This window comes from Porphyromonas crevioricanis (assembly GCF_900476255.1).
Lineage (GTDB): Bacteria > Bacteroidota > Bacteroidia > Bacteroidales > Porphyromonadaceae > Porphyromonas > Porphyromonas crevioricanis.
In genome coordinates this window covers 1,699,998-1,724,686 of the sequence record NZ_LS483447.1, presented here as the reverse complement: position 1 = coordinate 1,724,686, position 24,689 = coordinate 1,699,998, and the positions used below count along the sequence as shown (strand labels likewise).

At 44.1% G+C, this 24,689-nt stretch carries 19 protein-coding genes; 14 read left to right on the top strand and 5 right to left on the bottom strand.

Annotated features, from left to right (window positions below; translation table 11 throughout):
* The 3 genes from DQN70_RS07495 to DQN70_RS07485 all read left to right on the top strand — a co-directional run bounded on the left by DQN70_RS07495 (position 1) and on the right by DQN70_RS07485 (position 5,544).
* The gene (locus DQN70_RS07495; RefSeq protein WP_023937646.1) at positions 1-1,083 is read left to right on the top strand and encodes a GDP-L-fucose synthase family protein; all 1,083 of its coding nucleotides are present in this window, start codon (positions 1-3) and stop codon (positions 1,081-1,083) included.
* 48 nt (positions 1,084-1,131) lie between these two features.
* A complete protein-coding gene (locus DQN70_RS07490) occupies positions 1,132-2,469 on the top strand; it encodes an L-cysteine desulfidase family protein (protein WP_023937648.1) in 1,338 nt (445 codons plus the stop codon).
* A gap of 117 nt (positions 2,470-2,586) precedes the next feature.
* A complete protein-coding gene (locus DQN70_RS07485) occupies positions 2,587-5,544 on the top strand; it encodes a T9SS type A sorting domain-containing protein (protein ID WP_023940306.1) in 2,958 nt (985 codons plus the stop codon).
* Positions 5,545-6,364: 820 nt separating this feature from the next.
* Here the strand turns inward: DQN70_RS07485 and DQN70_RS07480 are convergent.
* Complete coding sequence (locus tag DQN70_RS07480; protein ID WP_023937653.1) at positions 6,365-7,351, bottom strand: SPFH domain-containing protein; 987 nt, start codon at positions 7,349-7,351, stop codon at positions 6,365-6,367.
* A 27-nt stretch (positions 7,352-7,378) separates the two neighbouring features.
* Positions 7,379-7,837: an NfeD family protein gene (locus DQN70_RS07475; protein WP_023937654.1), complete on the bottom strand. Its 459-nt coding sequence runs from the start codon at positions 7,835-7,837 to the stop codon at positions 7,379-7,381.
* 872 nt (positions 7,838-8,709) lie between these two features.
* On the opposite strand from DQN70_RS07475, the gene DQN70_RS07470 reads away from it, so the two are divergent.
* The 6 genes from DQN70_RS07470 to cbiD all read left to right on the top strand — a co-directional run bounded on the left by DQN70_RS07470 (position 8,710) and on the right by cbiD (position 18,508).
* Positions 8,710-8,964, top strand: a complete 255-nt coding sequence (locus DQN70_RS07470; RefSeq protein WP_023937656.1) for a type B 50S ribosomal protein L31 — start codon at positions 8,710-8,712, stop codon at positions 8,962-8,964.
* A gap of 161 nt (positions 8,965-9,125) precedes the next feature.
* The gene (gene topA, locus DQN70_RS07465; protein WP_023940314.1) at positions 9,126-11,522 is read left to right on the top strand and encodes a type I DNA topoisomerase; all 2,397 of its coding nucleotides are present in this window, start codon (positions 9,126-9,128) and stop codon (positions 11,520-11,522) included.
* Between the two features lie 13 nt (positions 11,523-11,535).
* A complete protein-coding gene (truA, locus tag DQN70_RS07460) occupies positions 11,536-12,288 on the top strand; it encodes a tRNA pseudouridine(38-40) synthase TruA (protein WP_023937658.1) in 753 nt (250 codons plus the stop codon).
* A 225-nt stretch (positions 12,289-12,513) separates the two neighbouring features.
* Complete coding sequence (gene dnaE / locus DQN70_RS07455; RefSeq protein WP_023937661.1) at positions 12,514-16,173, top strand: DNA polymerase III subunit alpha; 3,660 nt, start codon at positions 12,514-12,516, stop codon at positions 16,171-16,173.
* A gap of 91 nt (positions 16,174-16,264) precedes the next feature.
* The gene (gene trxA, locus DQN70_RS07450) at positions 16,265-16,579 is read left to right on the top strand and encodes a thioredoxin (protein ID WP_023937662.1); all 315 of its coding nucleotides are present in this window, start codon (positions 16,265-16,267) and stop codon (positions 16,577-16,579) included.
* 132 nt (positions 16,580-16,711) lie between these two features.
* Positions 16,712-18,508, top strand: coding sequence for a cobalt-precorrin-5B (C(1))-methyltransferase CbiD (gene cbiD, locus DQN70_RS07445; protein WP_023937664.1), 1,797 nt, complete (start codon positions 16,712-16,714; stop codon positions 18,506-18,508).
* Between the two features lie 67 nt (positions 18,509-18,575).
* On the opposite strand, the gene rplI is transcribed toward cbiD, so the two are convergent.
* The 3 genes from rplI to rpsF are packed head-to-tail and all read right to left on the bottom strand — an operon-like array spanning position 18,576 to position 19,844.
* Positions 18,576-19,190 (bottom strand): 50S ribosomal protein L9, encoded by a 615-nt coding sequence (rplI, locus tag DQN70_RS07440; protein ID WP_023937665.1) that lies wholly within the window; start codon positions 19,188-19,190, stop codon positions 18,576-18,578.
* A 19-nt stretch (positions 19,191-19,209) separates the two neighbouring features.
* On the bottom strand, positions 19,210-19,485 hold the full coding sequence (gene rpsR / locus DQN70_RS07435; protein ID WP_023937666.1) for a 30S ribosomal protein S18: 276 nt from the start codon (positions 19,483-19,485) through the stop codon (positions 19,210-19,212).
* Positions 19,485-19,844 carry a 30S ribosomal protein S6 gene (gene rpsF, locus DQN70_RS07430; RefSeq protein ID WP_023937668.1) on the bottom strand — a complete coding sequence of 120 codons (360 nt, stop codon included), beginning with the start codon at positions 19,842-19,844 and terminating at the stop codon, positions 19,485-19,487. Before rpsF ends, rpsR begins: the two co-directional genes overlap by 1 nt.
* A 475-nt stretch (positions 19,845-20,319) precedes the next feature.
* Between rpsF and DQN70_RS07420 the strand changes: the two genes are divergently transcribed.
* The 5 genes from DQN70_RS07420 to DQN70_RS07400 all read left to right on the top strand — a co-directional run bounded on the left by DQN70_RS07420 (position 20,320) and on the right by DQN70_RS07400 (position 24,558).
* Positions 20,320-20,592, top strand: coding sequence for an HU family DNA-binding protein (locus DQN70_RS07420; protein ID WP_023937671.1), 273 nt, complete (start codon positions 20,320-20,322; stop codon positions 20,590-20,592).
* 363 nt (positions 20,593-20,955) lie between these two features.
* Positions 20,956-22,521, top strand: coding sequence for an Rne/Rng family ribonuclease (locus tag DQN70_RS07415; RefSeq protein ID WP_036888852.1), 1,566 nt, complete (start codon positions 20,956-20,958; stop codon positions 22,519-22,521).
* A gap of 136 nt (positions 22,522-22,657) precedes the next feature.
* The gene (gene recR, locus DQN70_RS07410; RefSeq protein WP_036888720.1) at positions 22,658-23,281 is read left to right on the top strand and encodes a recombination mediator RecR; all 624 of its coding nucleotides are present in this window, start codon (positions 22,658-22,660) and stop codon (positions 23,279-23,281) included.
* A gap of 13 nt (positions 23,282-23,294) precedes the next feature.
* Positions 23,295-23,822 (top strand): GNAT family N-acetyltransferase, encoded by a 528-nt coding sequence (locus DQN70_RS07405; RefSeq protein WP_023937674.1) that lies wholly within the window; start codon positions 23,295-23,297, stop codon positions 23,820-23,822.
* Positions 23,823-24,045: 223 nt separating this feature from the next.
* Positions 24,046-24,558 carry a hypothetical protein gene (locus tag DQN70_RS07400; RefSeq protein ID WP_036888721.1) on the top strand — a complete coding sequence of 171 codons (513 nt, stop codon included), beginning with the start codon at positions 24,046-24,048 and terminating at the stop codon, positions 24,556-24,558.
* Positions 24,559-24,689 lie beyond the last annotated feature (131 nt).

The following is a 24,689-nucleotide window of genomic DNA, read 5'->3' as shown; positions in this document are numbered from 1 at the left end:
ATGGAGCTGAATGACAAAATATATGTAGCAGGTCACCGAGGCTTGGTTGGCTCTGCTATTGTGCGGGCTCTTAGACTCAAGGGGTATACTCGGGTTGTCGGTAGGACACACGAGGAATTGGATTTGCTCGATCCGGTTGCTGTAGAGAACTTCTTCGATCAGGAAAAGCCTGACTATGTATTTCTGGCTGCTGCCCATGTGGGTGGCATCATGGCCAACAACACTTGTAGAGCGGACTTTATATATCGCAACCTGGGGATTCAGCAGCATGTGATTGGAGCTTCTTTTAGACACAAAGTCAAGAAATTACTCTTTCTTGGGTCTACTTGCATTTACCCTAAAGAAGCTCCCCAGCCCATGAAAGAAGATGTTCTTCTTACCTCTCCTTTGGAGTATACCAATGAGCCTTATGCAATAGCCAAGATAGCCGGACTCAAGATGTGTGAGTCGTTCAATTTGCAGTACGGTACCAATTATTTGGCTGTGATGCCCACGAATCTCTATGGCCCTAATGATAACTTCGATTTGATCTCCGCACATGTTCTTCCTGCCATGATTCGCAAGATGTGGCTGGCCGATTTGTTGATGAGAAAAGACTATGATGCGATACGCCGGGATATTACTCGCCGCCCATTGCCCGATTTAGCCCCATCAAGCCCTGCCTCTGTGATAGAATCTGCTCTGTCTCGATATGGGATATTTCCGGATAGACTGGAGCTTTGGGGGAGTGGTCGCCCTCTCAGAGAATTTCTCTGGAGTGAGGAAATGGCTGAAGCCTGTGTCTATGTTATGGAGCATGTTGACTTCTCTGATCTTTGTAAGTCGGATAAAGGAGAAATACGCAACTGCCATATCAATATAGGGACAGGTAAGGAAGTTTCTATATCAGATTTGGCCTCTTTGGTCGCTCAGGCAGTAGGCTATCATGGCCAGATTCTTTTTGACAGCAGTAGGCCAGATGGCTGCATGCGCAAACTTACCGATCCGTCCCTGATACAAAGTCTGGGATGGCATCATAACATAGAATTGCAGCAAGGTGTACCGATGCTTTACGACTGGTATAAAACTTCTATTGGCTTGTGAAATAAACCTCAACTTGTTTAGATAAAAAATCATAGAATTAGAATAGTGATGGATGTAAAGACCCAAGACAGAATCATGACTCTTATCAAAAAGGAGGTTGTGCCAGCTACCGGATGTACGGAACCCGTGGCAGTTGCGTTGGCAGTTGCTCATGCAGCAGCAACCTTACCTACACCTCTTATGGAACCTTCTCGAATCGAAGTTCTGCTGTCTGCTAATATGCTTAAGAATGCAATGGGGGTCGGCATTCCCGGGACTGGCATGATTGGATTGCCAATCGCAATAGCTTTGGGCTATGTGATAGCCAAGCCGGAGAAGGGACTTTCTATCTTGAATGACTTTTCTCCAGAAGAATTGGAGCGAGCAAAAGGAATTGTGGCTCGAGGAAATGTGATTGCCATAGATCTTAAGCCGGGAGATGTCGATAATCTTTATATCGAGGTCAATCTGCAAGCTACTCCTCATCAGAGTACATCTGTCATAGAGCGGACACACACCGGGCTTACAACCTTGCTGCTGGATGGAAAAGTCCTTCCCACACATTCATCGGCACAAACATCTGAACATCCACAGGATGGTGATGTTAGCAGTACGGACGTAGCAGAGGAAGATATTGAACTAAATTTTGATACTGTATACCGTTTTGCTACTGAAGCTCCCTTGGAGAAGATTGCATTCATAGAGGAAGCCGCCAAGTTGAATTCGGCGGTGAGTGCTTCATCCTTGCAGAGAGAGTATGGCCATTCAGTCGGGCGGATGATACAAGGCCCTCTCGGAAAGAAATACCTGGGAGACAGTGTGTTGAGTAAGATGCTATCATATACCAGTGCTGCTTGTGATGCTCGAATGGATGGAGCTCCTATGGCAGTCATGTCAAATAGTGGAAGTGGTAATCAGGGCATTACGGCTACTTTGCCTGTTGTCTCTTTTGCTCAGGATGAAGGAGCAGACCATGAGAAGACAATCAGAGCTTTGATGCTGAGTAATCTTATGGTTGTTTATATAAAACAAAAATTAGGACGCCTCTCTGCTCTATGCGGATGTGTCGTTGCAGCCACGGGATCTGCCTGTGGTATCACCTATCTGATGGGCGGCAGCAAGCAGCAGATAGGTTTTGCAATCAAAAATATGGTCGGCAACATCACCGGAATGCTGTGTGACGGAGCGAAACCCAGCTGTGCCCTCAAGGTGACGAGTGGCGTTAGTTCGGCCATGTTGTCAGCCATATTGGCCATGGATAGCAAAGTGGTTACTGCCTCCGAAGGGATTGTCGATGATGATGTAGATCGCACTGTAGACAATCTTACTTCTATTGGACGTGAAGCCATGCGCGAGACAGACAAACATGTACTCAACATTATGACACATAAACAAAAGTCTAAATAAACGAGATTGTGAACTTGTATTAACCTAATTATGTCAAGTCGGATTCTTGCGGTTGCCATCAATAATATGTACCGGTAGTAGTCGCACATTATCGGACTTTCCTAAACCACACAACGAATGAATAAGATTCCTTTAGGGCTAAAGGTAGCCCTCTTATCTCTCCTATCTGTCTCTCTATCTGCCCAGCAGGAGTTTGGAGGAGAGCCTCTGAGCTTCTCGGCAAAGGCTTTGAAAAACACCTCTTCTTATTTGACATCTCTTCCAAAGGCCATTGATGTGCCTATGACGATGAATGTAGATGACTTGCTCATGGAAGACGAGTGGGGAGGAGATGTGCAATTGCGGCCATATCGTATGGCGGTGATATTGCCTCAAAAGATCAATTTTGCAGAGAAAGCCGATCGAATAGAATTGCAGAATGGGCATTCGGTTTATCGTCTTGCTCTACGATCCGAAGGGGCCAAAGCAATAGGCGTCTATTACGAAGCATTCGATCTTCCAGAAGGATCTCGGCTTTATATCTACGATCCGGGACGTACCCAACTGAAAGGAGCCTATACGAAAGCATCTCACCCAACTATAGGAGAGTTTGCCACATCTCCGATACTTGGAGATTGTGTAATTCTGGAATATGAAACCAACCAAGAAGGAGAGTTACCGGATATTCGTATCTCCGGACTGGGACATTTTTACCGCGCACCATTTATTAGTCGCGATGAGCAGATAGATAGAGGGGAGGATTCGTCTCATCCTCATTGTCAAATCAATGTCAATTGCCCCGAAGGAGATGCTTGGCGCAAGCAGATTGCTGGAGTTTGCCAGATATACATGGTGTTGGAGGACAATGGTCGTCAGTTTGTTTCTTCTTGTACCGGTAATTTGCTCAATAACACAGCCAAGGATTTTGCTCCTTTGATTATTTCGGCAGCGCATTGTGCTGCTTTAGAAGGAAAATTTGCTCCCAAAGACGAATTGTTGGATAGGTGGATTTTCTCTTTCCATTATACGAAACCCGGGTGTAGCAATGCCACATCCGGCTACTCCTATCAATCAAAGAGTATGGTAGGGTGTCGTAAGTTGGCCTTTCTACCTCTCAATGGTATGTCGGATGGACTTCTCCTGAAACTTAAAGAAGAAATCCCTGCTCGTTATCGTGTATACTATAATGGTTGGGACAGGCGAGAGAAGTTATACAGCTCGGCTGTAGGTCTCCATCATCCTGCCGGAGATGCAATGAAAATCTCCGTGCATAAAGGTCAGCCCAAGGTAATTCGCGCTTTTGTGGGGCCGGACGAAGGAGCACAGGATGCGCATTTCTCCTTTCATTTTGATCAAGGGGATACCGAAGGCGGATCTTCAGGCTCTTCTCTTTTCAATCAGGATGGACTCGTTGTGGGGACACTCACAGGAGGAGGACCTGGCATTTGTCTTCCGAAATCTAAAGACTTGTATGGGCGTATGGCTTTCCACTGGGATAAGTTTGCCTCCTCTGGAGATGAACATCAAATGGCTAAGTTCCTTGACCCTGTGAATGGAGGAAAGGCCGAAACTTTAGAAGGAGCATTTCGTGAGGAAATGTATCCTATCAGTACTGTTCGCAGATTCGATGTGGCACTTAGTGCAGATAGAAGTAAAGTCTTACTGGCTTGGCAAGCTCCATACGGATCCGAGGAGTTTGGAACAAAGGGTTTGCGTTATTTCCTTTTTAGAGAGGGAGAAAAGATTGCCGATTTGGAAGCCGATGGAGCTAATTTGACCAAATATCAGGAGGATATACCTCAGAGTAGTGTCTCCCACGGTGTTTTGAATTACTCTCTGTGTGTTGCTTATCCTTATATGGGAGGAGAGCAGGGAGAGACGAAATACGAGCTCGGGCCGGAGATGAATGCCTCTGTTTTTGTTGGAGATCTGATCACGGAAATAACTCCTCAGAAAGAGTCATCCTCCGAAAATACTATTGTTCTGAGCTGGGAGCAGCCGGTTTATCATCAGTTATTGTCCAAGGTTGGCCTTGACAAAAAATTTGATTTGATTCCATATCAGACGGCTAATATCCCTCTTATTCCTGGGCGAATAGGCTCCGTCACGCATTGTAAGTATAGAGAGAAGTGGCCAATGAATAATCCTCTATATAGCGAAAAGGGGGGATTGCCCACTGATCCTTTGTATATCACACAGATCAACATCATTCCCGACAAGGCTGGTGATGAGCTGTATGTGTTGGCAATGACCGATGAAGCTCTTCGCATAAAAGATCTTTTTCAGAAAGTTGTTGTGCCGGAGGATTATAAAAAAGGGACTTGGTTGAGAGTTCCACTGAAGACCCCATACGAGATCAATCGAGACCAGATGCTGTATGTTGGTTTTGGAGCTAAGAATAACGCCTCGACAGATCCGGGGAAAAAGCCTAACACGATACAGGAGTGGGCAGATAGTAATGGCTTACTGAATTACGAAGATCCTCATCCTCAAATTTATGTAGGTCGCTATGACTTTATTGGTATTGTTGAGCACTTATGGCTTCATCCGGAACGTTTGGAAGGCTTTCCCGGTGTACCAAGCTCAAGGAACCTATTGGCTATGCAAATCGTTGTCTCCAACAGTGATAAGCCGTTATCCAGTCCGATAGAAGAGACAAATTTTGGCGGACGTTATGCCGTGGATACTCCCATTCCCACACATTATATCATCAAGCGAGATGGTGCGGAGCTGGGTAGAGTAGAAGCGAAAAGAGGTCTCAATAGTTTCATAGATAAAACTAACTCGGATCCGAATAAGACATATACCGTAGAGGTCGTATATGCCGACTTGGGGCCGACTCTCGATGTAGAAGTTGTCGATTCGGAGCAAACTCCATCCGTTTATCCCTCTTTGTTTGATACCCACCTGAACTTGACGCAAATAGAGTTGATAAATCGTGCGAGACTTATTTCTATTGACGGACGTTCGGTTGCTGAATGGACATCCGATTCTCTTGGAGAGTATTTGGATGTGAGCCACATTCCTTCTGGCACGTATATCATAGTGTTGGATACGGAGAAAGGGGCTATCCATCAGAAATTGATCAAACAATGATTCTTTTTGCAGAGACTCGATAGGTCGGTAAATCCCACTCTATCGATTGTTTTTTCCTAATTTGAATCACAGCAAGGACATTGCCGCCTTGCTGTGATTTTTTTGTACCTCCTCTTTTTTGAAATAAGAGGCTATTACGCAGACTTTTCCCAGGAGACTATTGCGCAACACAGCAAGTTTTGTATCATATACTCACCCCTTAAAGAGGCATTTAAGCAAGAAAGTATTGGCAAATGGTGCCTCGCTTATTATTTTGGTAAGCACTCAATTCTCTCGATTACTCGGTATCTTTTTGTCGATCGCTCGGCATCTTTTCCGGAAAGCATCTAATGATCACATCAAAAGCAACTAAGCTTTCGGACAAAAGCAACTAAGCTTTCAGACAAAAGCAACTAAGCTTTCAGACAAAAGCAGCTAAGCTTTCGGACAAAAGCAACTGAGCTTTCAGACAAAAGCAGCTAAGCTTTCTCCGAAAAGCAACTAAGCTTTCGGACAAAAGCAGCTAAGCTTTCGGACAAAAGCAATAAAGCTTTTGATCGATTGCTCAATGGCTTTTGGAGTTCCTTTCGTCATGGACAGATCTTTCATTGTTGAAATGGATTGATAGAGAATAGGTTACCTGAGAAGCAACAAGCCACACATCAAACGAATTGGCTTACTGGAGTGACCATTGTTCTGACAATACAAAGACCCGAAAGTCGTATCGAATTGCTCCCTTCCTCAAGATCAAAAAAAGAGGGTGTCGCAACTTTTGCTATTGTTGCAACGCCCTCTTTGTGATTTGCGGAAGAATCCGCTTAGTCCATTTGGTGGCTTCCGATTAATCTTTGAGCTTTACCAAATCTTTGATGCCACCTACAGCTCCTAATACACCGCTGGCTTCATAAGGCATGTATACGGTTTTGGTATTATTTCCCTTGTTGATGTCTTTTAAGGTATCGATGTACCGCATGGCTATCAGATATTGAGCAGGATCTGAGCCTGATCCGGAAACCGCTGCCGCCACTTGTCGGATGGCCTCTGCCTCGGCTTTAGCCACTAAGATTTGCGCTTCTGCTTCTGCTTCTGCACGTAATACCTTGGCTCGTTTTTCTCCCTCTGCATGGTTTATGGATTCCTGCATTTTTCCTTCAGACTCACGTATTACAGCCTCTTTTTGTCCTTCAGCTTGTAATATCTGAGCACGCTTGTCTCGCTCGGCTCGCATCTGTTTCTCCATCGCATCGCGAATGTCTCTTGGAGGATTGATGTCTTGCAACTCCACACGGTTTACTTTCACCCCCCATTTGTTTGTGGCTTCGTCGAGAATCTCTCTCAACTTGCTGTTGATAGTATCACGGCTGGTGAGAGTCTCATCCAGATCCATCTCTCCAATCACATTTCTCAAACTTGTTTGTGTGAGCTTTTCTATGGCATCGGGCAGGTTCTGAATTTCGTAGACGGCTCGTATAGGATCTACGATTTGGAAATACAAGATTGCATTGATCTCTGTCACCACATTGTCTCGAGTGATAACATTCTGTTTGGGAAAGTCATACACTGTTTCTCTCAGGTCAATACGATTGACTCTTGCAAAACGAACCATGGTATCTCCGCCCTGTAATTGGTAGGTATACCTCCAGTGCATGGGGCGAGCTTTGTCGATAAAAGGGATGATGATGTTTACTCCCGAGTTGAGAGTTGTGTAGTATTTACCTAATCGCTCTACAATTACGGTTTGAGACTGTTGTACAATCAGCAATCCTTGAGATACGATCGAAATAGCGAGCACTACGAGCACCACTAAAATGATGATAGTCAGATTCATATTGTTTGTAATTTGATATGGTTTTTCTTATACGGATGGGCAGCTTTCCACATAGAGGATAATGCTTTCTCTTCCCACTATTTTTACATCGGTACCGACCTCTATGGTCGAGCCATCTATGCTGTTTGCTTTCCACGAATCTCCGTCTACAGCTACACGACCAGTAGATTCAGTAGAGTTGATTCGTTCGGTGACTTTTACACATCGCCCGATTAAGGCATCTGCTCCGGTGTTTGTGCCTTTCTTCTTTTGAGAGATACGACGGACAAAGGGGCGTATGAATACCAAAGACAACAATGCACCTATACAGAAAGCAATTACCTGCCACAAAACTCCCAATCCGAGTAGCGCAGCAAACATTCCCAAAAGAGAGGCAACACCAAAGCAAGCCAATACGAAGCCCGGTGTGAAAATTTCCAATACAAAGAGAAGTATGGCCCCCAAGAGCCACCATTGCCAAGGAGAAACAGCGAAGGTCAAATCCATAAGTCAAGTATTCTAAAAAGTTTGTGGTTGCTGTCATTAATCAACCCCCAAAGCAAAGATAAGAAAAGGGCTTTGACTGCGTAGTTGTGACGTCTGCATTTTGGGAGTTTTGGAAGTAGTCTCCCGAAAAGAGCGTTGTATGTACTCTCCAAGTCTCATTACAGTAGCTTTTGGAGGAGTCCATGGAAAAGCTCCCCTATGTATAATATGTATATGCAAGACAGACTTCTGGGAAGTCAGAGATGACTATAGGGGGAGACGAATTATTCAAAAATCTCGGAAAAAAGCTCTCGTTTCTTTCTGTATAGATTGATATATTTTGTAAAATATGGGTCGCAGAAAAAGATTGAAAAATGGAGGGAAAAGAGGCTCCTTAGATAGGTGGATACAACTCCCTTTTGAATGCTTTTTATGAGGTCTCTGGAATGCCGATGGATAGGGCATTCTGGAGGGGTCTAAATTCTCTCCTGAGAGAAATTTTGCTAACACAGGAGAGAACACTTTTTTTCTCAGGAGAGAATTTTTCTTTTCTCCCGTGATAATTCAAAACGTCTCCCAAGGGCATCCCAAAAGGGAGAGAAAAATAGCTCCAAAAGGCCTCGATTTGGACTTAAAAAGCACCACGGTTTGATAATGTATAAATACTGAAACGAACAAAATTATACATATTAGATAGCCTGAAGGACATACGCTTCAAAGAATCATTTCGAGAGCTTTTGTGTGGAAGCTATACATTCTATCTCCGGTAGTTGCTCTCAATCCTACAGAGAGCGAAGTCTGCTCTGAAGGTTTGGGAAGTCGGATTACTTTACTACCTTTGTGGTCCGGTTACCAGCCTGTTAATTGAAAAACAAGAACAAAACAAACAGATAATGAAGAAAGATATTCATCCCGAGAGTTATCGTCCGGTGGTATTCAAGGATATGTCTAATGAAGACATCTTTATTACTCGTTCCACTATGCAGGCCAAGGAGACAATCATGGTCGATGGGGTAGAGTATCCCCTTATCAAGGTGGAAATCTCCAATACTTCGCATCCTTTCTTCACCGGAAAGGCAAAGCTGGTGGATACGGCCGGTCGTGTGGACAAGTTTATGAGCCGCTATGGCGATCGCAAGCGCAAGTAAGGCAGATATATATCGGCGATAGGCGCAATGCGATCTCATCTGAGAACCGAAGTTTCTCTTTCGTTGAAGAAAGAGAAGCTTCGGTTCTCTGTTTAATAACCTTGATGTAATCGATATTGCTACCTTTGCAGCCGCAACCCGTAGAACAAACATAGTGAAACATGCAAAGACACCTTGTGATCGTAGAGTCTCCGGCAAAGGCTAAGACGATTGGCAAATTCTTAGGGCCTAACTATTCCGTACTCTCCAGCTATGGACATGTGCGCGACCTCAGCCCCAAAAATTTCTCCATAGACATAGAGAGAGATTACGCTCCTCAGTATGAAATTCCCGAGGACAAAAAGACTTTGATAAAAGAGTTGAATAAGGCTGCGGATTTGGCGGATGTAGTATGGCTTGCCTCCGATGAAGACCGCGAGGGAGAAGCCATTGCCTGGCATTTATCCGAAGTGCTCAAGCTCAAGGATAAGCCTACACATCGCATTGTCTTTCATGAGATCACGAAGCCAGCCATTGAGCATGCTATACTCAACCCCAGATCCATAGACAAGCATTTGGTAGATGCTCAACAGGCACGCCGTGTCTTGGATCGTATTGTGGGGTTTGAGTTGTCGCCCGTATTGTGGAAGCGAATCAAGCCGTCTCTTTCGGCCGGACGAGTGCAATCCGTAGCCGTACGGATTGTGGTAGAGCGAGAACGGGAGATACAAGCCTTCGAGGCACAGACGCAATACCGCACGATGGCAATGTTTATGTTGCCGGATGGGAAGACTCTTTTGGAGGCTGAATTGGACAAACGCTTTTCTACAGAACAGGAGGCCCAGTCTTTTCTACAATCATGTGTAGATGCAGAGTTTCATATATCGGAGGTGATTAAGAAGCCGGGCAAACGCTCTCCGGCAGCCCCTTTTACTACATCGACTTTGCAACAGGAGGCAGCCCGTAAGTTGGGCTTCTCTGTTGCACAGACGATGAGGATAGCACAGAAGCTCTACGAAGCCGGATTCATCACTTATATGCGTACCGACTCTACCAATCTGTCGGATTTGGCAATGAATGACATCGCCAAACTGGTCCGAGAGCAGTGGGGGGAGGATTTTCATCAGGCCAGACGTTACCAGACCAAAAGCAAGGGAGCACAGGAGGCTCATGAGGCCATCCGACCGACTTATGCTGATCGAGAAACGATTGCCGGTACGGTGACGGAAAAGAAACTCTACGATTTGATTCGCAAGCGTTGTATTGCCTCTCAAATGGCGGATATGAAGACGGAGCGAACCACGGTGACAATAGCTTCTTCTTCCTCTTATTCCAGCGATGCCCATTTTATCGCACAAGGAGAGGTTGTCCTGTTCGAAGGTTTTTATTCTGTCTACAAAGAAGGGACCGATGAAGAGAACAAGGATAAGCCCGAAGGGAAGCTCCTGCCACCTGTCTTGCAGGGAGATGTCTTGAAGATGGAGGCTCTGGAGTCTGTCCAACGTTTTTCGCAGCGTCCTGCCAGATATACGGAAGCTTCGTTGGTGCGTAAGTTGGAAGAACTCGGGATTGGTCGCCCATCTACCTATGCCCCTACTATACAGACAATACAGAATAGGGAGTATGTGATCAAAGGAGACAAAGAAGGTGATAGTCGGGATTATTGTCGATTGCATTTAGATCATTCCGGACAGATCGTCAGGGAGGTATTGAGCGAAAACTACGGACAAGACAGAGGAAAGCTCATGCCTACTGATATAGGCATTGTGGTAAATGACTTTCTGACGGCAAGATTTCCCAATATCGTTGATCTCAACTTTACGGCTAAGGTGGAAGACCAGTTTGACCACATTGCTGAGGGAAAGTTGGAGTGGAGCAAGGTGATAGATAGTTTCTATAAGCGGTTTCATCCTGTGGTTGAGGAAGCATCGGTTTACAAGCAGGATGAAGAACGTGTGGGAGAGCGCATTTTGGGGGTAGACCCCAAGACTGGAAAGCAAATATCCGTTCGCATAGGTCGTTATGGACCCATGTTGCAAATGGGGATGACTGACAGAGAAACGGATGAAAAACCTCGATTTGCATCTTTGCCCCCCAATTGCTCAATGCAGACGATAACGCTTGAAGAAGCTATTGCTGTATTTGATCTTCCTAAGACCTTGGGGCAATATGAAGGGAAAAATGTAGTCGTTTCTGTAGGGCGGTTTGGTCCTTATGTCAGTCATGCAGGTAAGTATACCTCTATCCCCAAGGGCATAGATCCTTTGCAGGTAAGTCTTGATGATGCTATCGTTTTGATAGAGGAAAAAAGACAGGCAGAAGCCAAAAGTCTACTCAAGACCTTTGATGATGACGAGCTATTGCAAATCCGCAATGGTCGATTTGGTCCCTATATCAAGTATGGAACAAGCAACTATAAACTGCCGAAGGATGCTGATGTAGAAAATCTCTCTCGAGAAGATTGCTTGAAAATAATAGCCGAAGCTCCGGAGAAGAAAACTTCTCGCAAGAAGGACAAGAAAGTCTCTGCCACCAAAAATGTTTCTGCAGGAGTGAAATCTGCCAAGAAAAAAGCTTGATTTCCCGCTACGGATGCGTTTCTTTATTTACTTTTCCTACAATGGAGAGCAATATAGCGGCTGGCAAAATCAGCCGAATGCCCCTACAGTGCAGCAGCAGGTAGAGAGCTGTTTGTCCGTTCTCTTGCGAAAACAAACTATTGTGGTTGGAGCCGGGCGCACCGATGCCGGGGTGCATGCACGTTGCATGGTGGCACATTTCGATGCAAACATCGGTATTGCTGACGCTGCCGATTTAGTTCCCCGTCTCAATGGATTGCTCCCGAAAGACATTTCTATAGATAGGATTGTTCCAGTCTCTGATGAAGCTCATGCTCGTTTTTCTGCCACGGCTCGTACATACAAGTATTTTGTTTGTGATCACAAAGACTCTTTTGTCGGCCATTTGATGTTGCGTGTGCATGCTGAGTTGGACTATGAGTTGATGAATAAGGCTGCTTCTGTACTACTGGAATATTCTGATTTTGAGTGTTTTAGCAAGGCTCATACCGATGTTAAAACTTTCAATTGCAAGATTCGAGAAGCTTATTGGTCAGAGGGACCTCTGCCCGGAACTCATGTTTTCACGATTACGGCAGATCGTTTTTTGCGTAATATGGTTCGAGCGGTCGTCGGCACATTGTTTACTATTGGTAGAGGAAAGGCTTCGATAGAGGATCTTCGGCATATCATTTTGTCTAAAGACAGATCGCAAGCCGGAAGCTCGGCTCCTGGAAATGCCCTTTTTTTGTGGCATGTGGAGTATCCCTACTCTTTATTTCTTTAATCCGAACTCGACACTTTCTGCTGTTTATCCCCTTTTGAGAGTTTTTTACTTCTTCCTCTGCCAGGTCGAAAATTTGCAGAGGGATAATCTTGTTTTTTTATAGCAAATCTTCGGTTTGGGATCATTATCTTTGCGCAGGACATCAGTTTTGGCTATGTCTTTACCCTGAATAGGGGTATAAATCAATGATTTTCAAGCTGTTATAGTAAATAAAAACAGACTGATATGGAACCCTTCATTCACCTGCACGTACACTCGCAATATTCCGTTTTGGATGGTCAATGTCGGATTAGTGACTTAGTCGATGCTGCTATAGCTGATGGTATGCCGGCTCTGGCCCTGACTGACCACGGAGCTATGTTCGGGATCAAAGAGTTCTATAACTATGTGCAGAAGAAGAACAAACCACATTTGTCTGTTATCAAGGATTGCCAGCGAGAGTTGCAGGAGCTTCTGGAAAAGTCCAACTCCGATGAGGATGATTTGCAGCGAATACAAAAGTTGCAACACAAGGTAGAGACGGAGCAAAAGGCCCTTATAAAACCAATCTTGGGCTGTGAGTGCTATTGTGCCAGACGAAGCCGGCACGACAAGAGTAAGGAAATAATGGACCCCTACCGTCCTTCTCGTCCTTTAGACTCTGGAGGTTGGCATTTGATTGTATTGGCAAAGAACAGTGTAGGCTATCATAACCTGATCAAACTGGTTTCTTATTCTTGGACTGAGGGGCAATATTATCGTCCACGAATTGACAAAGAACTACTTGAGCGATACCATGAGGGATTGATAGTGAGTTCGGCTTGTCTCGGAGGCGAGATCCCCCAACATATTATGGCTGGACAAATAGACGAAGCAGAGAAAAGTGTTTTGTGGTTCAAAGAGCTTTTCGGTGACGATTTCTATTTGGAGATACAGCGACACGAGACAACAAATCCCTTGGGAAATCAGGATACTTATCCCAAACAGCAGCAGGTCAATAGGGTTATCTTGGAGTTGGCACGCAAACACGATGTGAAAGTGATAGCTACCAATGATGTTCATTTCATATCGAAAGAGGCCGCAGAGGCCCACGACAGGCTTATTTGTCTGTCCACTTCTAAAGATTTGGATGACCCTAATCGTATGCGCTACAGCAAGGAGGAGTGGTTCAAGACAACTGAGGAAATGAATGCCATTTTCTCCGATGTGCCAGAGTCTTTGTCCAATACATTGGAAATTGCCGATAAGGTAGAGTATTACAGCATAGATAGTGATGCCTTGATGCCGGATTTCCCGATACCGGACGAGTTTGCCAATGATGACGAGTATTTGCGACATCTTACCATGCTTGGAGCAGAGCGTAGATATAAGGAAAACCTAACTCCCGAAGTGCGAGAGCGTATTGACTTTGAATTGGAGACAATCAAAAAAATGGGATTTCCCGGCTACTTCCTTATCGTCCAGGACTTTATTGCTGCGGCACGTAATATGGGTGTCTCTGTTGGCCCCGGTCGTGGTTCGGCTGCCGGCTCGGCCGTTGCTTATTGTTTGGGTATAACGGATATAGATCCAATCAAGTACGATCTGCTTTTTGAGCGTTTTCTCAATCCGGATCGTATAAGTATGCCGGATATTGATGTTGATTTTGACGATGATGGTAGAGCTGATATCCTTGATTGGGTGACGGAAAAATATGGAAAAGAGAGGGTCGCTCACATCATCACTATTGGCACCATGGCGACGAAGAGTGCCATTAAAGATGTTGCCAGAGTACAGAAGCTACCACTCTCTATCAGCAACGATCTCACCAAGCTGGTGCCAGATAAAATCCCGGGGGTAAAGAAAGTAACTGTGACGGCTGCTATAGAAGCTGTACCGGAGCTAAAGGCAGCATCGTTGAGTGATGATAAGCAGCTCAGTAGTACCCTGAAGTACGCAGCAATGCTCGAAGGGAATGTTCGTAACACGGGTGTACATGCTTGTGGAATCATCATAGGCAAGACTGATATTAGTGATGTTGTACCGGTCAGTACAGCCAAGGACGGAGACAAAGAGGTCCTTGTGACGCAATATGAAGGCTCTGTGATTGAAGAAACAGGCCTGATCAAGATGGACTTTCTTGGCCTTAAAACTTTGTCTATAATCAAGGAAGCCATATCCAACATCAAGAAGACAAAAGGCATTGAATTGGATATATCGAATATTCCTCTTGATGATCCTCTGACTTATAAACTTTATAGTGAGGGGCGTACTATAGGTACATTCCAATTTGAATCCATGGGTATGCAGAAATATCTGCGTGAGCTGAAACCTTCTGCCTTTGGAGACCTTATCGCTATGAATGCTCTCTATCGTCCCGGGCCCATGGACTATATACCCAGCTTCATCGCCCGCAAACATGGACTGGAAGAGATAACTTACGATCTTCCGGTGATGGAGCGATACCTCAAAGAGACTTATGGTATAACAGTCTACCAGGAGCAGGTCATGCTTTTATCCAGAGAGATAGCCGGTTTCACAAGAGGAGAGTCGGACTCCCTGCGTAAAGCAATGGGAAAGAAACTGGAGGATAAGATGCTGGCTCTTCAGGCAAAATTCTTGGAGGGAGGTATTAAGAATGGGTATGAGGAGAAGACTCTCCAAAAGATTTGGGCAGATTGGAAGAAATTTACCCAGTACGCATTCAATAAGAGTCATGCGACTTGCTACAGTTGGGTCGCTTATCAGACTGCTTATCTCAAGGCTCATTATCCTTCTGAGTATATGGCAGGGGCACTAAGCCGAAATCTGAATAACATTACCGAAATCACCAAGTTGATGGATGAATGTAAGTCCATGAAGATTCAGGTGTTGGTACCAGATGTTAATGAATCGGACTACAAGTTCTCAGTAAATGCCAATGGAGATATTCGCTTTGGTCTTTCGGCCATAAAAGGGGTAGGTCTCGGAGCTGTCGAATCAATCATTGAGGAGCGCAAAAAGAATGGCCTTTATAAGGATGTTTATGATTTTGCGGAACGTATCAATACAGTGCAGTGCAACCGTAAGACCATGGAAAGTTTGGCCTTGTCCGGTGCTTTTGACAGTTTTGGTCTGAAGAGAGAGCAATACCTTGCTCCTTGCGGAAAAGATGAGAGTTTCATTGTTGCCCTTTCTAAATATGGCAGCATGGTACAGGAAGAAAAACATGCACAGGAGGTCAGTCTTTTTGGTGATGATGAATCAATGCAATTACCCAAACCACAACCAGAGGAGGCTGATTCTTGGAATAGTTTGGAAATTCTAAATAAAGAAAGAGATTTGGTTGGCCTATATCTTTCTTCCAATCCGATGGAGCCATATCGAGTTATTTTGGACTATTATTGCAATGTGAAGAGTGTAGACTTGATGGATTTGAAGCCTCTCAATGGAAAGAATATTGCTTTTGCCGGTATTGTGACAAAGGCTAGGGTGGGGATGAGTAAGAAAAATAATCCTTATGCAATTCTTACGATCGAAGACTTCCATGGGACAGCAGAGGTTGCTCTCTTTGGGCAGAACTATGTTTCATACGGCAACTATGCTAAGGAGGGCTTGTATCTCCTCATTAAGGCAACCGTGCAACCTCATCGCTTCGATCCGGAAAAGGTGGAGCTACAGATTCGCTCGATAGAGTTGCTTCCCGATATTGCTGATAAGTTGATTAAGGAAGTGTCTGTATCAATATCCTTGGATCAGCTTTCCAACGATTTGGCAGAGAGTTTGACTGCGTTTGTTATGGAGCATCCCGGAGAGGCTAATTTGAACATCCAAGTTCAGGATAGAAAGAAGCAGATTCGTTTACAGTCGAGTCGTTATAGGGTCGATCCTTCTCCCGATTTTATTAAATTGCTTGAACAATACGAACTTCCAATAGTTATAGTCTGAGAAGCCTCTGGTCAAACAACGAGAGGTGAATGACCGATGAAAATATTACGTGAGATAAGCATATAAAAACAATCTAAAAAAACAGTGCGCTATGGCAATGGAAATTACAACTCAGAACTACAAAGAACTCATGGCAGAAGGCAAACCAATGGTAATCGACTTTTGGGCAACATGGTGTGGCCCATGTAGAATGGTCGGTCCAATCATTGATGAGCTGTCTACGGAATATGAAGGAAAAGTGATCATTGGTAAAGTTGACGTAGACGAAAATCCCGACTTGGCTCAGGAGTATGGTGTGAGAAATATCCCTACAATCCTCTTTATCAAGGGTGGTCAGGTAGTAAACAAGCTGGTTGGAGCACAGAGAAAAGATGCTTTGAAGCAGGAAATTGATGCTTTGCTCTAATCGTTGCAAAAGCGATTTGTATCAAAATTTTTGTACAAAGGAGCGAGACTTGATTGACTTCTATGGTCAGGCGAGTCTCGCTCTTCTTGGTTTTTCTAAAAAGGAAGGCACTTTTCTTCAAGCGATTGGACTATGATTTTGATATTGGGAGGCACCACGGAGGGGAGAGCTGCGATACAAGTTGTTGATGAAGCAGGTAAGCCTTTTTATTATGCCACTCGCTTTGGAGAGCAACAAATAGAAGCGAAAAATGGTATACGTATAGATGGAGGTCTAGATTGTGCGGAGATGCGATCTTTTATTCAAGAGCATGATATTCGTCTTTTGATAGACGCTGCTCATCCGTTTGCCTCTCAGCTTCATTCGAATGCAACAAAAGCTGCCGATGCTACTTCTATCCCAATTATTCGTTACGAGAGAAACTATCCTTTACGCAACCCCAAACTTGTCTATTGCTCCGATTACGAAGATGCTATCCGCTGTCTTCTTAGAGATCGAATAAGCAAATTGTTGGCATTAACGGGAGTACAAACCATTTCTAAACTGAAGCCTTATTGGGAAAATCATCCGAATACCATATTCCGGATATTGGATAGAGAATCTTCTCGCCAGAGTGCCATATCTCAAGGTTTTCCAATAGATAGGATCTGTTACTTTGTGGGAGGAGCAGAGACCGAAAGAGAATTGATGGAACATATACGGCCGGAAGCCATTATCACAAAAGAAAGTGGTGAATCAGGTTTCTTCTCTGATAAGGTGTCGACAGCCCTTAACCTGGGAATCAGAGTTTATGTTGTGTGTCGTCCAAAACTTCCGGATTCTTATGCTCTTGTAGTAGAGGGACCTATCGGTCTTCGACTTGCTATAGATCGCTTGCTCCCATCTTTTTTTGATCAACATATTGGATTGACTACCGGAACATTTGCTACAGCTGCAACCAAGGCCGCTCTCCTTTATCGTATGTATGGGAAGATATATAGGGAGGTATCGGTGGCTTTACCTAAAACAGGTGAGCGCATACTCGTGCGAATAGACAGGGTCGAGTCCGATGGTTTGACTGTTCGAGCTACTGCTTTCAAGGATGGAGGAGATGATCCGGACACCACACATGGAACTCCTATCGTTGCGCAAATTCATTTGTCGAATGAGGAAAATCGCATTCCCCCTGTAAATATTGATGGAGGGGAAGGGATTGGACGTATCACCCTTCCTGGGTTTGATTTGCCAATTGGGAGTGCTGCTATTAATACAACCCCTCGTTTAATGATAATGCAAGAGGTTACAGCTCTATTACCGGGGCGAGCGGTGGATGTACTAATATCCGTTCCTCACGGGCGTGATATAGGGCCTCGCACGTTCAACCCCCGACTGGGGATTGAGAATGGAATTAGCATTATTGGGACAACCGGTGTTGTTCGCCCATTTAGCAGTGAAGCCTTTGTGGCCAGCATAGAGAGGGCTGTAGATATTGCCCTGGCTGTCGGTGGAGATACGATTGTAATCAATAGTGGAGGAAAGAGTGAGTATAAGATGAAGGAGATGTATCCTCACCTCCCTCCCCATAGCTTTGTGCAATACGGCAATTTTATTGGTAAAACACTAGAGATGCTCAATAGGCGAAATGTTCCTCACATTGTCATGGGGATCATGATTGGTAAGGCCGTGAAATTAGCTGAGGGGCAACTTGATACGCACAGTCACAAAGTAGTAATGAATAGAAATTTCCTCTTAAATCTAGCTCAAGAAGCCGGTTGCTCTGCTGAAGCCTGTAATTTGATATCTCAAATGAATCTGGCCAGGCAGGTCCTTTCCGATTTGAATAAGGAAGACAGTGAAAAGATGTCGGCTGCTATATTGAATCATTGCTACCAAGTGTGCAAGGCTTTGATCCCCAATGCTCATTTCGATATACACTTGGTGAAGGATTAGAAAAAGAAAAGCCCCGACAAGTTTCCTTGCCAGGGTTTTTCCTATTTCTTTAGAACTACAGAGTCTCTTATTCTGCAGAAGTGGTTGCTTCGGGAGTCTCTTCTTGTTGTTCTTCTTCAGAGAGCTCTCCTTCTTCTTTTGCTTTCGCTTCAGCCTCTTTTCTTGCCTTGTCTGCAGCTTTGATTGCTTCACGCTCGGCTTCTTCTTTAGCTTTGGCTGCTGCAATTTCTTCTGCTGCATTTTCAGATTCCACAGTGAAAGGTATTTCTACCGTTACATCACGGTGCAGACGAATGTGAGCTACATAGTCGCCTATTTCCTTGATGGATTCTTTGACCAAAATCTTCTTGCGATCCACTTCGAAGCCTTTGGCTTGCAAGGCTTCTGCAATTTGAATGTTGCTGATAGAGCCGTATATAACACCTCTATTGCTCGTTTTGGCCATGATTGTTAGAGTTACACCACCAAGTTTGGCTCCAAGATCTTCTGCTTCTTTCTTGATTTGCGCAATTTTGTGGGCGCGTTGCTTCAAGTTTTCTGCCAAGACTTTCTTTGCGGAATCAGAGGCTATTATGGCTTTCCCTTGTGGGATAAGGTAGTTGCGACCATAACCATCCTTTACCGTTACTATCTCATCTTTGAACCCGAGGGTTACTATATCTTCCAAAAGTATGATTTCCATATAAAATCCTCCGGTCTTATTATTTCATCATGTCTGTTACATAGGGCAAAAGAGCCAAATGACGGGCGCGTTTCACTGCGCGAGCCACACGACGCTGGAACTTGAGAGAAGTACCCGTGATACGACGGGGAAGGATCTTTCCCTGTTCGTTGAGGAACTTCTTGAGGAATTCGGCATCCTTATAATCTATATACTTGATACCGGCTTTCTTGAAGCGACAATATTTTTTCTTGTTGTTGTCTACTGACAGGGGAGTGAGATATCTAATTTCGCTTTTGCTTTTAGGTGCCGCCATTACTTATCCTCCTTTACTTCTTCTTTTTTTGTTGACTTAAGGTTCCTTCTCTTTTCCGCATAAGCTGCTGCAAACTTGTCTTGACGGAAAGTTAGGAAGCGAATCACACGCTCATCGCGACGGAAGTTGGTTTCGAGTTTGGCGATTGTGGTAGGCTCTGCCTCAAACTCAATGAATTGATAGAAGCCTGTGGACTTCTTTTGGATAGGATAGGCTAGCTTTTTTAGCCCCCAATACTCCTCATTCACAATGGAAGCTCCTTCTTCTTGCAGAAGCTTTGTGAACTTTTCTACCGCTTCCTTCATCTGAACATCAGACAAAACGGGAGTGAGAATGAAAACGGTTTCGTACTTGTTCATACGTTGATTATTTATAATTACTACAAGTTGGCATTATTGCCGGCCACAAAGGTAATCAAAAGATTTTGAATGAAATGCAGTGTTTTGTCTCGTCTTTTTCGCTCTTCTTTGGGTTGTATCCCTCTCTTTATTTTAAAGAGAAGTTGTTTTTCTGAAATAGAAGAGGGAGAAACGAAGTTGCTATGGTTTTGGAGAGACGAAATGCGTCGGATTAGAGAAGTAGATTCAACACAAAAGGAGTGTATGATTTTTTAGAATACCTCATTATTCTATACTGTCTTCAGCTACACCCAAATGCAAAACGAATTACAAAAGTCATAAGACAGAAGAAGTGTGGATTACTCTTTTTATTTCTCTGTTTCTTCAACGATACACAATGCTTAGGGAATGAACACAATAGGCATAGAATCAAAAGAAAAGACTACCTTTGCTGGTCGAAAAAGGAATGTCAATCAATAAGCTACAGTAAATCATTATGACGAAGGCGGATATAGTAAGTGAGATAAGCAAAGCTACGGGTATAGATCGGGAAGTTGCCCTTGAAGTGGTGGAGTCTTTTATGGAGAATGTGCGCACGGCTCTTGCCAATGGAGACAATGTTTACCTCAGAGGGTTTGGTAGTTTCCTTGTTAAGGAACGTGCAGCCAAGACAGCTCGCAATATTACCAAACAGACTACTATAATTATCCCTAAACGCAAAGTGCCGGCTTTCAAGCCTTCGAAACTTTTTGCAGCTAAAGTGAAATAACAACCAAACTAACGTATAACTTAATCAAAATCAAACTGCTATGCCAAGCGGAAAAAAAAGAAAAAGACACAAGATGTCTACACATAAGCGTAAGAAAAGACTAAGAAAGAACAGACATAAGAAGAAGTAACCTTTTTTAGTTTGTGTGGGGGCCGAAAATGTGAAACAAAGGACAATGGGTCTTTGTACACCTTTGCGGCCCCATCTGTTTTCAAGAACCGGCCAGATAGTTAGTGTTTTGAGGTGTTTCTCAAAATGTTTTGTCTCTGTTGTTTTTCTCTCTTCCGAGCTTCCCCAGTTTTTGTGGAGAGGGTACTTCGGCCGGAATCAGAAGAAGATATCAAGAAATTCCACTCCGAGAAAGTGAATAGCGAATTAATTGTAGACGTTGATGCCAAGAAAGTATCCATTGCTGTCCTTGAGGACGGTAAGTTGGTAGAGCTTCAACGTGAACCCAGAGATCAGTCCTTTGCCGTGGGAGATATCTACTTAGGCAAGGTGAAGAAGATCATGCCTGGGTTGAATGCTGCTTTTGTGGATGTGGGCTATAAGAAGGACGCATTTCTCCATTATTTTGATCTTGGGCTCACTTATCTTAGTCAGCGCAAGATGTTGGAGTCAATGTCTCAGCAAAAAGGTCTGCCACAGGTGTCTAAGATGACCCTCGAAGCTGATTTGCCCAAGGAGGGGAAGATCGGCGAGATACTCAAAGCCGGCCAGCAAATATTGGTACAGATAGTCAAAGAACCGATTTCTACCAAAGGGCCTCGCCTAACAACTGAGATTTCCCTTGCAGGTCGTTCTCTAGTGTTGGTGCCTTTCTCCGATCGAGTATCTGTGTCACAAAAGATCAAGTCCGGAGAAGAAAGGGCTCGCCTAAGGCAATTGATGCTCAGTATCAAGCCACACAACTTCAGTGTGATCATACGTACTTCTGCTGCTGGAAAAAAAGCCTCCGAGTTGGATGCTGAGTTGAAGATGTTACTCAAACGGTTTACTGACAGTGTGGCCAAGATCCCCAAGGTCAGCAAGATCCCGCAAATACTCTATGAAGAGGCCGGTCGTACATTAGGTCTTCTGCGAGATACTTTTAACCCCGATACTTTCCAAAATATTCACGTGAACAACAAGTTCTTTTACGACAGTATCAGGGATTACATTTCGCTTATATCTCCTGGTAGTGAGGATATTGTGCATCATTATGTGGGAGAACTGCCTATTTTTGACAATTTTGCTGTTACCAAACAAATCAAGGCTCTTTTCGGACGCACTGTTACGTATAAGAGTGGTGCATACCTCATCATTGAGCAAACAGAGGCCATGCATGTGGTCGATGTCAATAGTGGCAACCGTGCACGTGGTAGTAATCAACAGGAAGACACAGCTGTGGATGTGAATATGGCTGCTGCTGAAGAGTTGGCCCGTCAGCTTCGTTTGCGCGATATGGGTGGCATTATTGTGGTCGACTTTATCGATATGGCTGAAGCTCAGCACCGTCAGCAACTCTATGAGCATATGTGTAAGTTGATGTCCACGGATAGAGCCAAGCATAATATCTTGCCATTGAGTAAGTTTGGTTTGATGCAGATTACTCGCCAGCGAGTACGCCCTGCGATGAGCATTGACACTGAAGAGAAATGTCCCACATGTTTGGGTTCTGGTAAGATGAAAGCCTCCATACTCTTCACCGATACACTCGAAGAGAAAGTTCGAATATTGGTTGATACCCATGGTTTGAGGCAATTTGTCCTTCATGTACACCCCTATGTAGCAGCTTACCTGAAGAAAGGCATCGTGTCGATAGCCATGCGCTGGAAGATGAAGTATGCCAAGGGTATCAGGGTGATACCTGATCAAAGTGTACCTTTCCTCAATTATCGTTTCTTCGATAATGAAGGGAATGAATTGGAAGATCTTGATGGCATTTGAAATATTTGTCACCAAGTTCTTTCTCAAAACAAAACAGTCCGTTCAGGAGCTCTATGTTGTCAGTTTGTCTGTCAATATTATTATGAGCTCTCGAATGGGCTGTTTTTGCATCACTCATTAATGTGATTCTTTCTCTATGCAACACAGATATCCATCCAGATTAGTGGAGAATGCGGTTGAGCAGTTGGCTAATCTACCCGGCGTTGGTCGGAAAACAGCTCTCCGTCTCAGTCTTTTCTTGTTGAGCAAAGAGCCTTCATTCACACATCGACTTACGGCTGCTTTGGATAGTTTGAGAGATGGTATTGTATATTGTTGCCGTTGTCACAATATAAGTGATACGGAGCTTTGTCCTATATGTGCCGATCCGAAACGAGACTGTCACACTATTTGCGTCGTGCAAACGGTGAGTGATGTATTGGCGATAGAGAATACAGCACAATACAAGGGCCTCTACCATGTGTTAGGAGGAGTTATTTCTCCAATAGATGGCATTGGCCCATCCCAACTTACTATTGATGCTCTCATAGAACGAGTGCGAGAGGAAGGAGTGCAGGAAGTGGTTTTGGCTTTGGGATCTACAATGGAAGGAGATACGACTAATTTTTTCATTTATAGACGTCTGTCCGGGTTGGATGTCCGGGTATCAGTGATTGCTAGAGGGATTGCTGTTGGCGATGAGATAGAGTACGCTGATGAACTTACTCTTGGTCGTTCGATACTTAATCGTACATCTTTTGATGATACATTAAAGCACTGATTACTCATCTGCTATGCCTTTGTTTTTCGAAAATGAATTGATTCAATTGAGAGCTTTGGAGCCTTCGGATGTTGATCTTCTTTATCATTGGGAGAATGATCCTGAGCTCCGAGCTTCTACCACAGTTTTACAACCGATCAGTAGAGAGGCATTGTGCAATTACATAAGAGAGAATCATAAGTCTATTTACGAGTTGGGGTCTCTTAGGCTGATGATTATCAGACAAGAAGGAAAAGTTGAAGTCGGGACCATAGAGTTATATGATTACGACCCATATAACAAACGAGTGGCGATAGGTCTACTAATAGGTCGAGAATATAGACAGCAAGGATTTGCTCGGAGTGCTATATCTCTATTATCTGACTATGTGCTGCAAGATCTCCGTCTCAGGTTGATTTTTGCCTACATAGAGGTTCATAATACACCGAGCCAAATGGCTTTTTCTGCAGCAGGATTCAAGCGTGTGGCTGTATTACCAGCATGGAGCTGGAATGGCCATGATTACTCTGATTTGGCTGTTTTTGCCAAGTATGCAGATTAGATTCCCAATTCCACGACATAATTTGTCTTTAAGTCTGTCTTTGGTACAGACCAGATCTTCCGAGGAGTGGTTGTTGATTGTTGGGTAAATATTTATCTTCGCCCATAGGATTCTTCCACGGGAGCTGCTTTTGTCTCATTTCCCTTTTTTCATCTGTTTATGATGAGGCTGTGAGGAGTATATTTCTGAGGAGGAGTCTTTGTGTGAACAAAATGATGTAGATATGAAAAAGAAAATTCTATTGTTTGCCTTTTTTATGGCTTGCGTGGCAGCGGCTTTTGCACAGCAGTCTGGTGCAAACCTTTCATTAGATCCGGTAGCGAAAAGAAATGAGCTGAGTATCAATCTGTTTAGCACAATTTTTGCTTCAACTCCGGAAATCTCTTATGAACGTATGCTCAATGAGGATATGAGTGTGGGTGGGCGTTTTATGGCCTCTCTTGATAAAGAAAGATATGCAGGGGTAAATGTTGCCCTAACACCTACTTTTCGTTGGTACTTCATGGGAAATTCTGTGTCTACTACACGCTATGCTTCTGGTCTGTTTGCAGAGGTGAACGCTTCTGTAGGTGATTATTTAGACGAATTCCACGCTGGGTTGGGTATGGGCACCGGTTATAAGTATGTAAATAAGAGTGGGTGGTCTTTCCAGCTTGGTATCTATGGAACTCGCTTCTTGGGAGAAGGCTATGGTATGACCGGATTTTTCCAAATGTCTGTAGGTAAGAGGTTCTGATGTGACAATAAAGAGCCTCTTTGTAGATTTGACTTTGTTTTGCCTTCCCTTGTCAATCTGGAAGGGGATGGGTTTTAGGAAATAAGAAATAAGAACTGTAGGAGCAGGAGACAAAGGGAGATGATATTCCT

Bases quoted from the DNA above. Each gene is read 5' to 3' on its own strand.
- DQN70_RS07400 (WP_036888721.1), top strand. From the start codon at position 24,046: ATGAAAAAGAAAATTCTATTGTTTGCCTTTTTTATGGCTTGCGTGGCA.
- DQN70_RS07480 (WP_023937653.1), bottom strand. From the start codon at position 7,351: ATGAATCTGACTATCATCATTTTAGTGGTGCTCGTAGTGCTCGCTATT.
- rpsR (WP_023937666.1), bottom strand. From the start codon at position 19,485: ATGGCGGCACCTAAAAGCAAAAGCGAAATTAGATATCTCACTCCCCTG.
- recR (WP_036888720.1), top strand. From the start codon at position 22,658: ATGCAACACAGATATCCATCCAGATTAGTGGAGAATGCGGTTGAGCAG.
- dnaE (WP_023937661.1), top strand. From the start codon at position 12,514: ATGGAACCCTTCATTCACCTGCACGTACACTCGCAATATTCCGTTTTG.
- topA (WP_023940314.1), top strand. From the start codon at position 9,126: ATGCAAAGACACCTTGTGATCGTAGAGTCTCCGGCAAAGGCTAAGACG.
- DQN70_RS07405 (WP_023937674.1), top strand. From the start codon at position 23,295: ATGCCTTTGTTTTTCGAAAATGAATTGATTCAATTGAGAGCTTTGGAG.
- DQN70_RS07490 (WP_023937648.1), top strand. From the start codon at position 1,132: ATGGATGTAAAGACCCAAGACAGAATCATGACTCTTATCAAAAAGGAG.
- DQN70_RS07485 (WP_023940306.1), top strand. From the start codon at position 2,587: ATGAATAAGATTCCTTTAGGGCTAAAGGTAGCCCTCTTATCTCTCCTA.
- trxA (WP_023937662.1), top strand. From the start codon at position 16,265: ATGGCAATGGAAATTACAACTCAGAACTACAAAGAACTCATGGCAGAA.
- rpsF (WP_023937668.1), bottom strand. From the start codon at position 19,844: ATGAACAAGTACGAAACCGTTTTCATTCTCACTCCCGTTTTGTCTGAT.
- truA (WP_023937658.1), top strand. From the start codon at position 11,536: ATGCGTTTCTTTATTTACTTTTCCTACAATGGAGAGCAATATAGCGGC.
- DQN70_RS07475 (WP_023937654.1), bottom strand. From the start codon at position 7,837: ATGGATTTGACCTTCGCTGTTTCTCCTTGGCAATGGTGGCTCTTGGGG.
- DQN70_RS07420 (WP_023937671.1), top strand. From the start codon at position 20,320: ATGACGAAGGCGGATATAGTAAGTGAGATAAGCAAAGCTACGGGTATA.
- cbiD (WP_023937664.1), top strand. From the start codon at position 16,712: ATGATTTTGATATTGGGAGGCACCACGGAGGGGAGAGCTGCGATACAA.
- DQN70_RS07470 (WP_023937656.1), top strand. From the start codon at position 8,710: ATGAAGAAAGATATTCATCCCGAGAGTTATCGTCCGGTGGTATTCAAG.
- rplI (WP_023937665.1), bottom strand. From the start codon at position 19,190: ATGGAAATCATACTTTTGGAAGATATAGTAACCCTCGGGTTCAAAGAT.
- DQN70_RS07495 (WP_023937646.1), top strand. From the start codon at position 1: ATGGAGCTGAATGACAAAATATATGTAGCAGGTCACCGAGGCTTGGTT.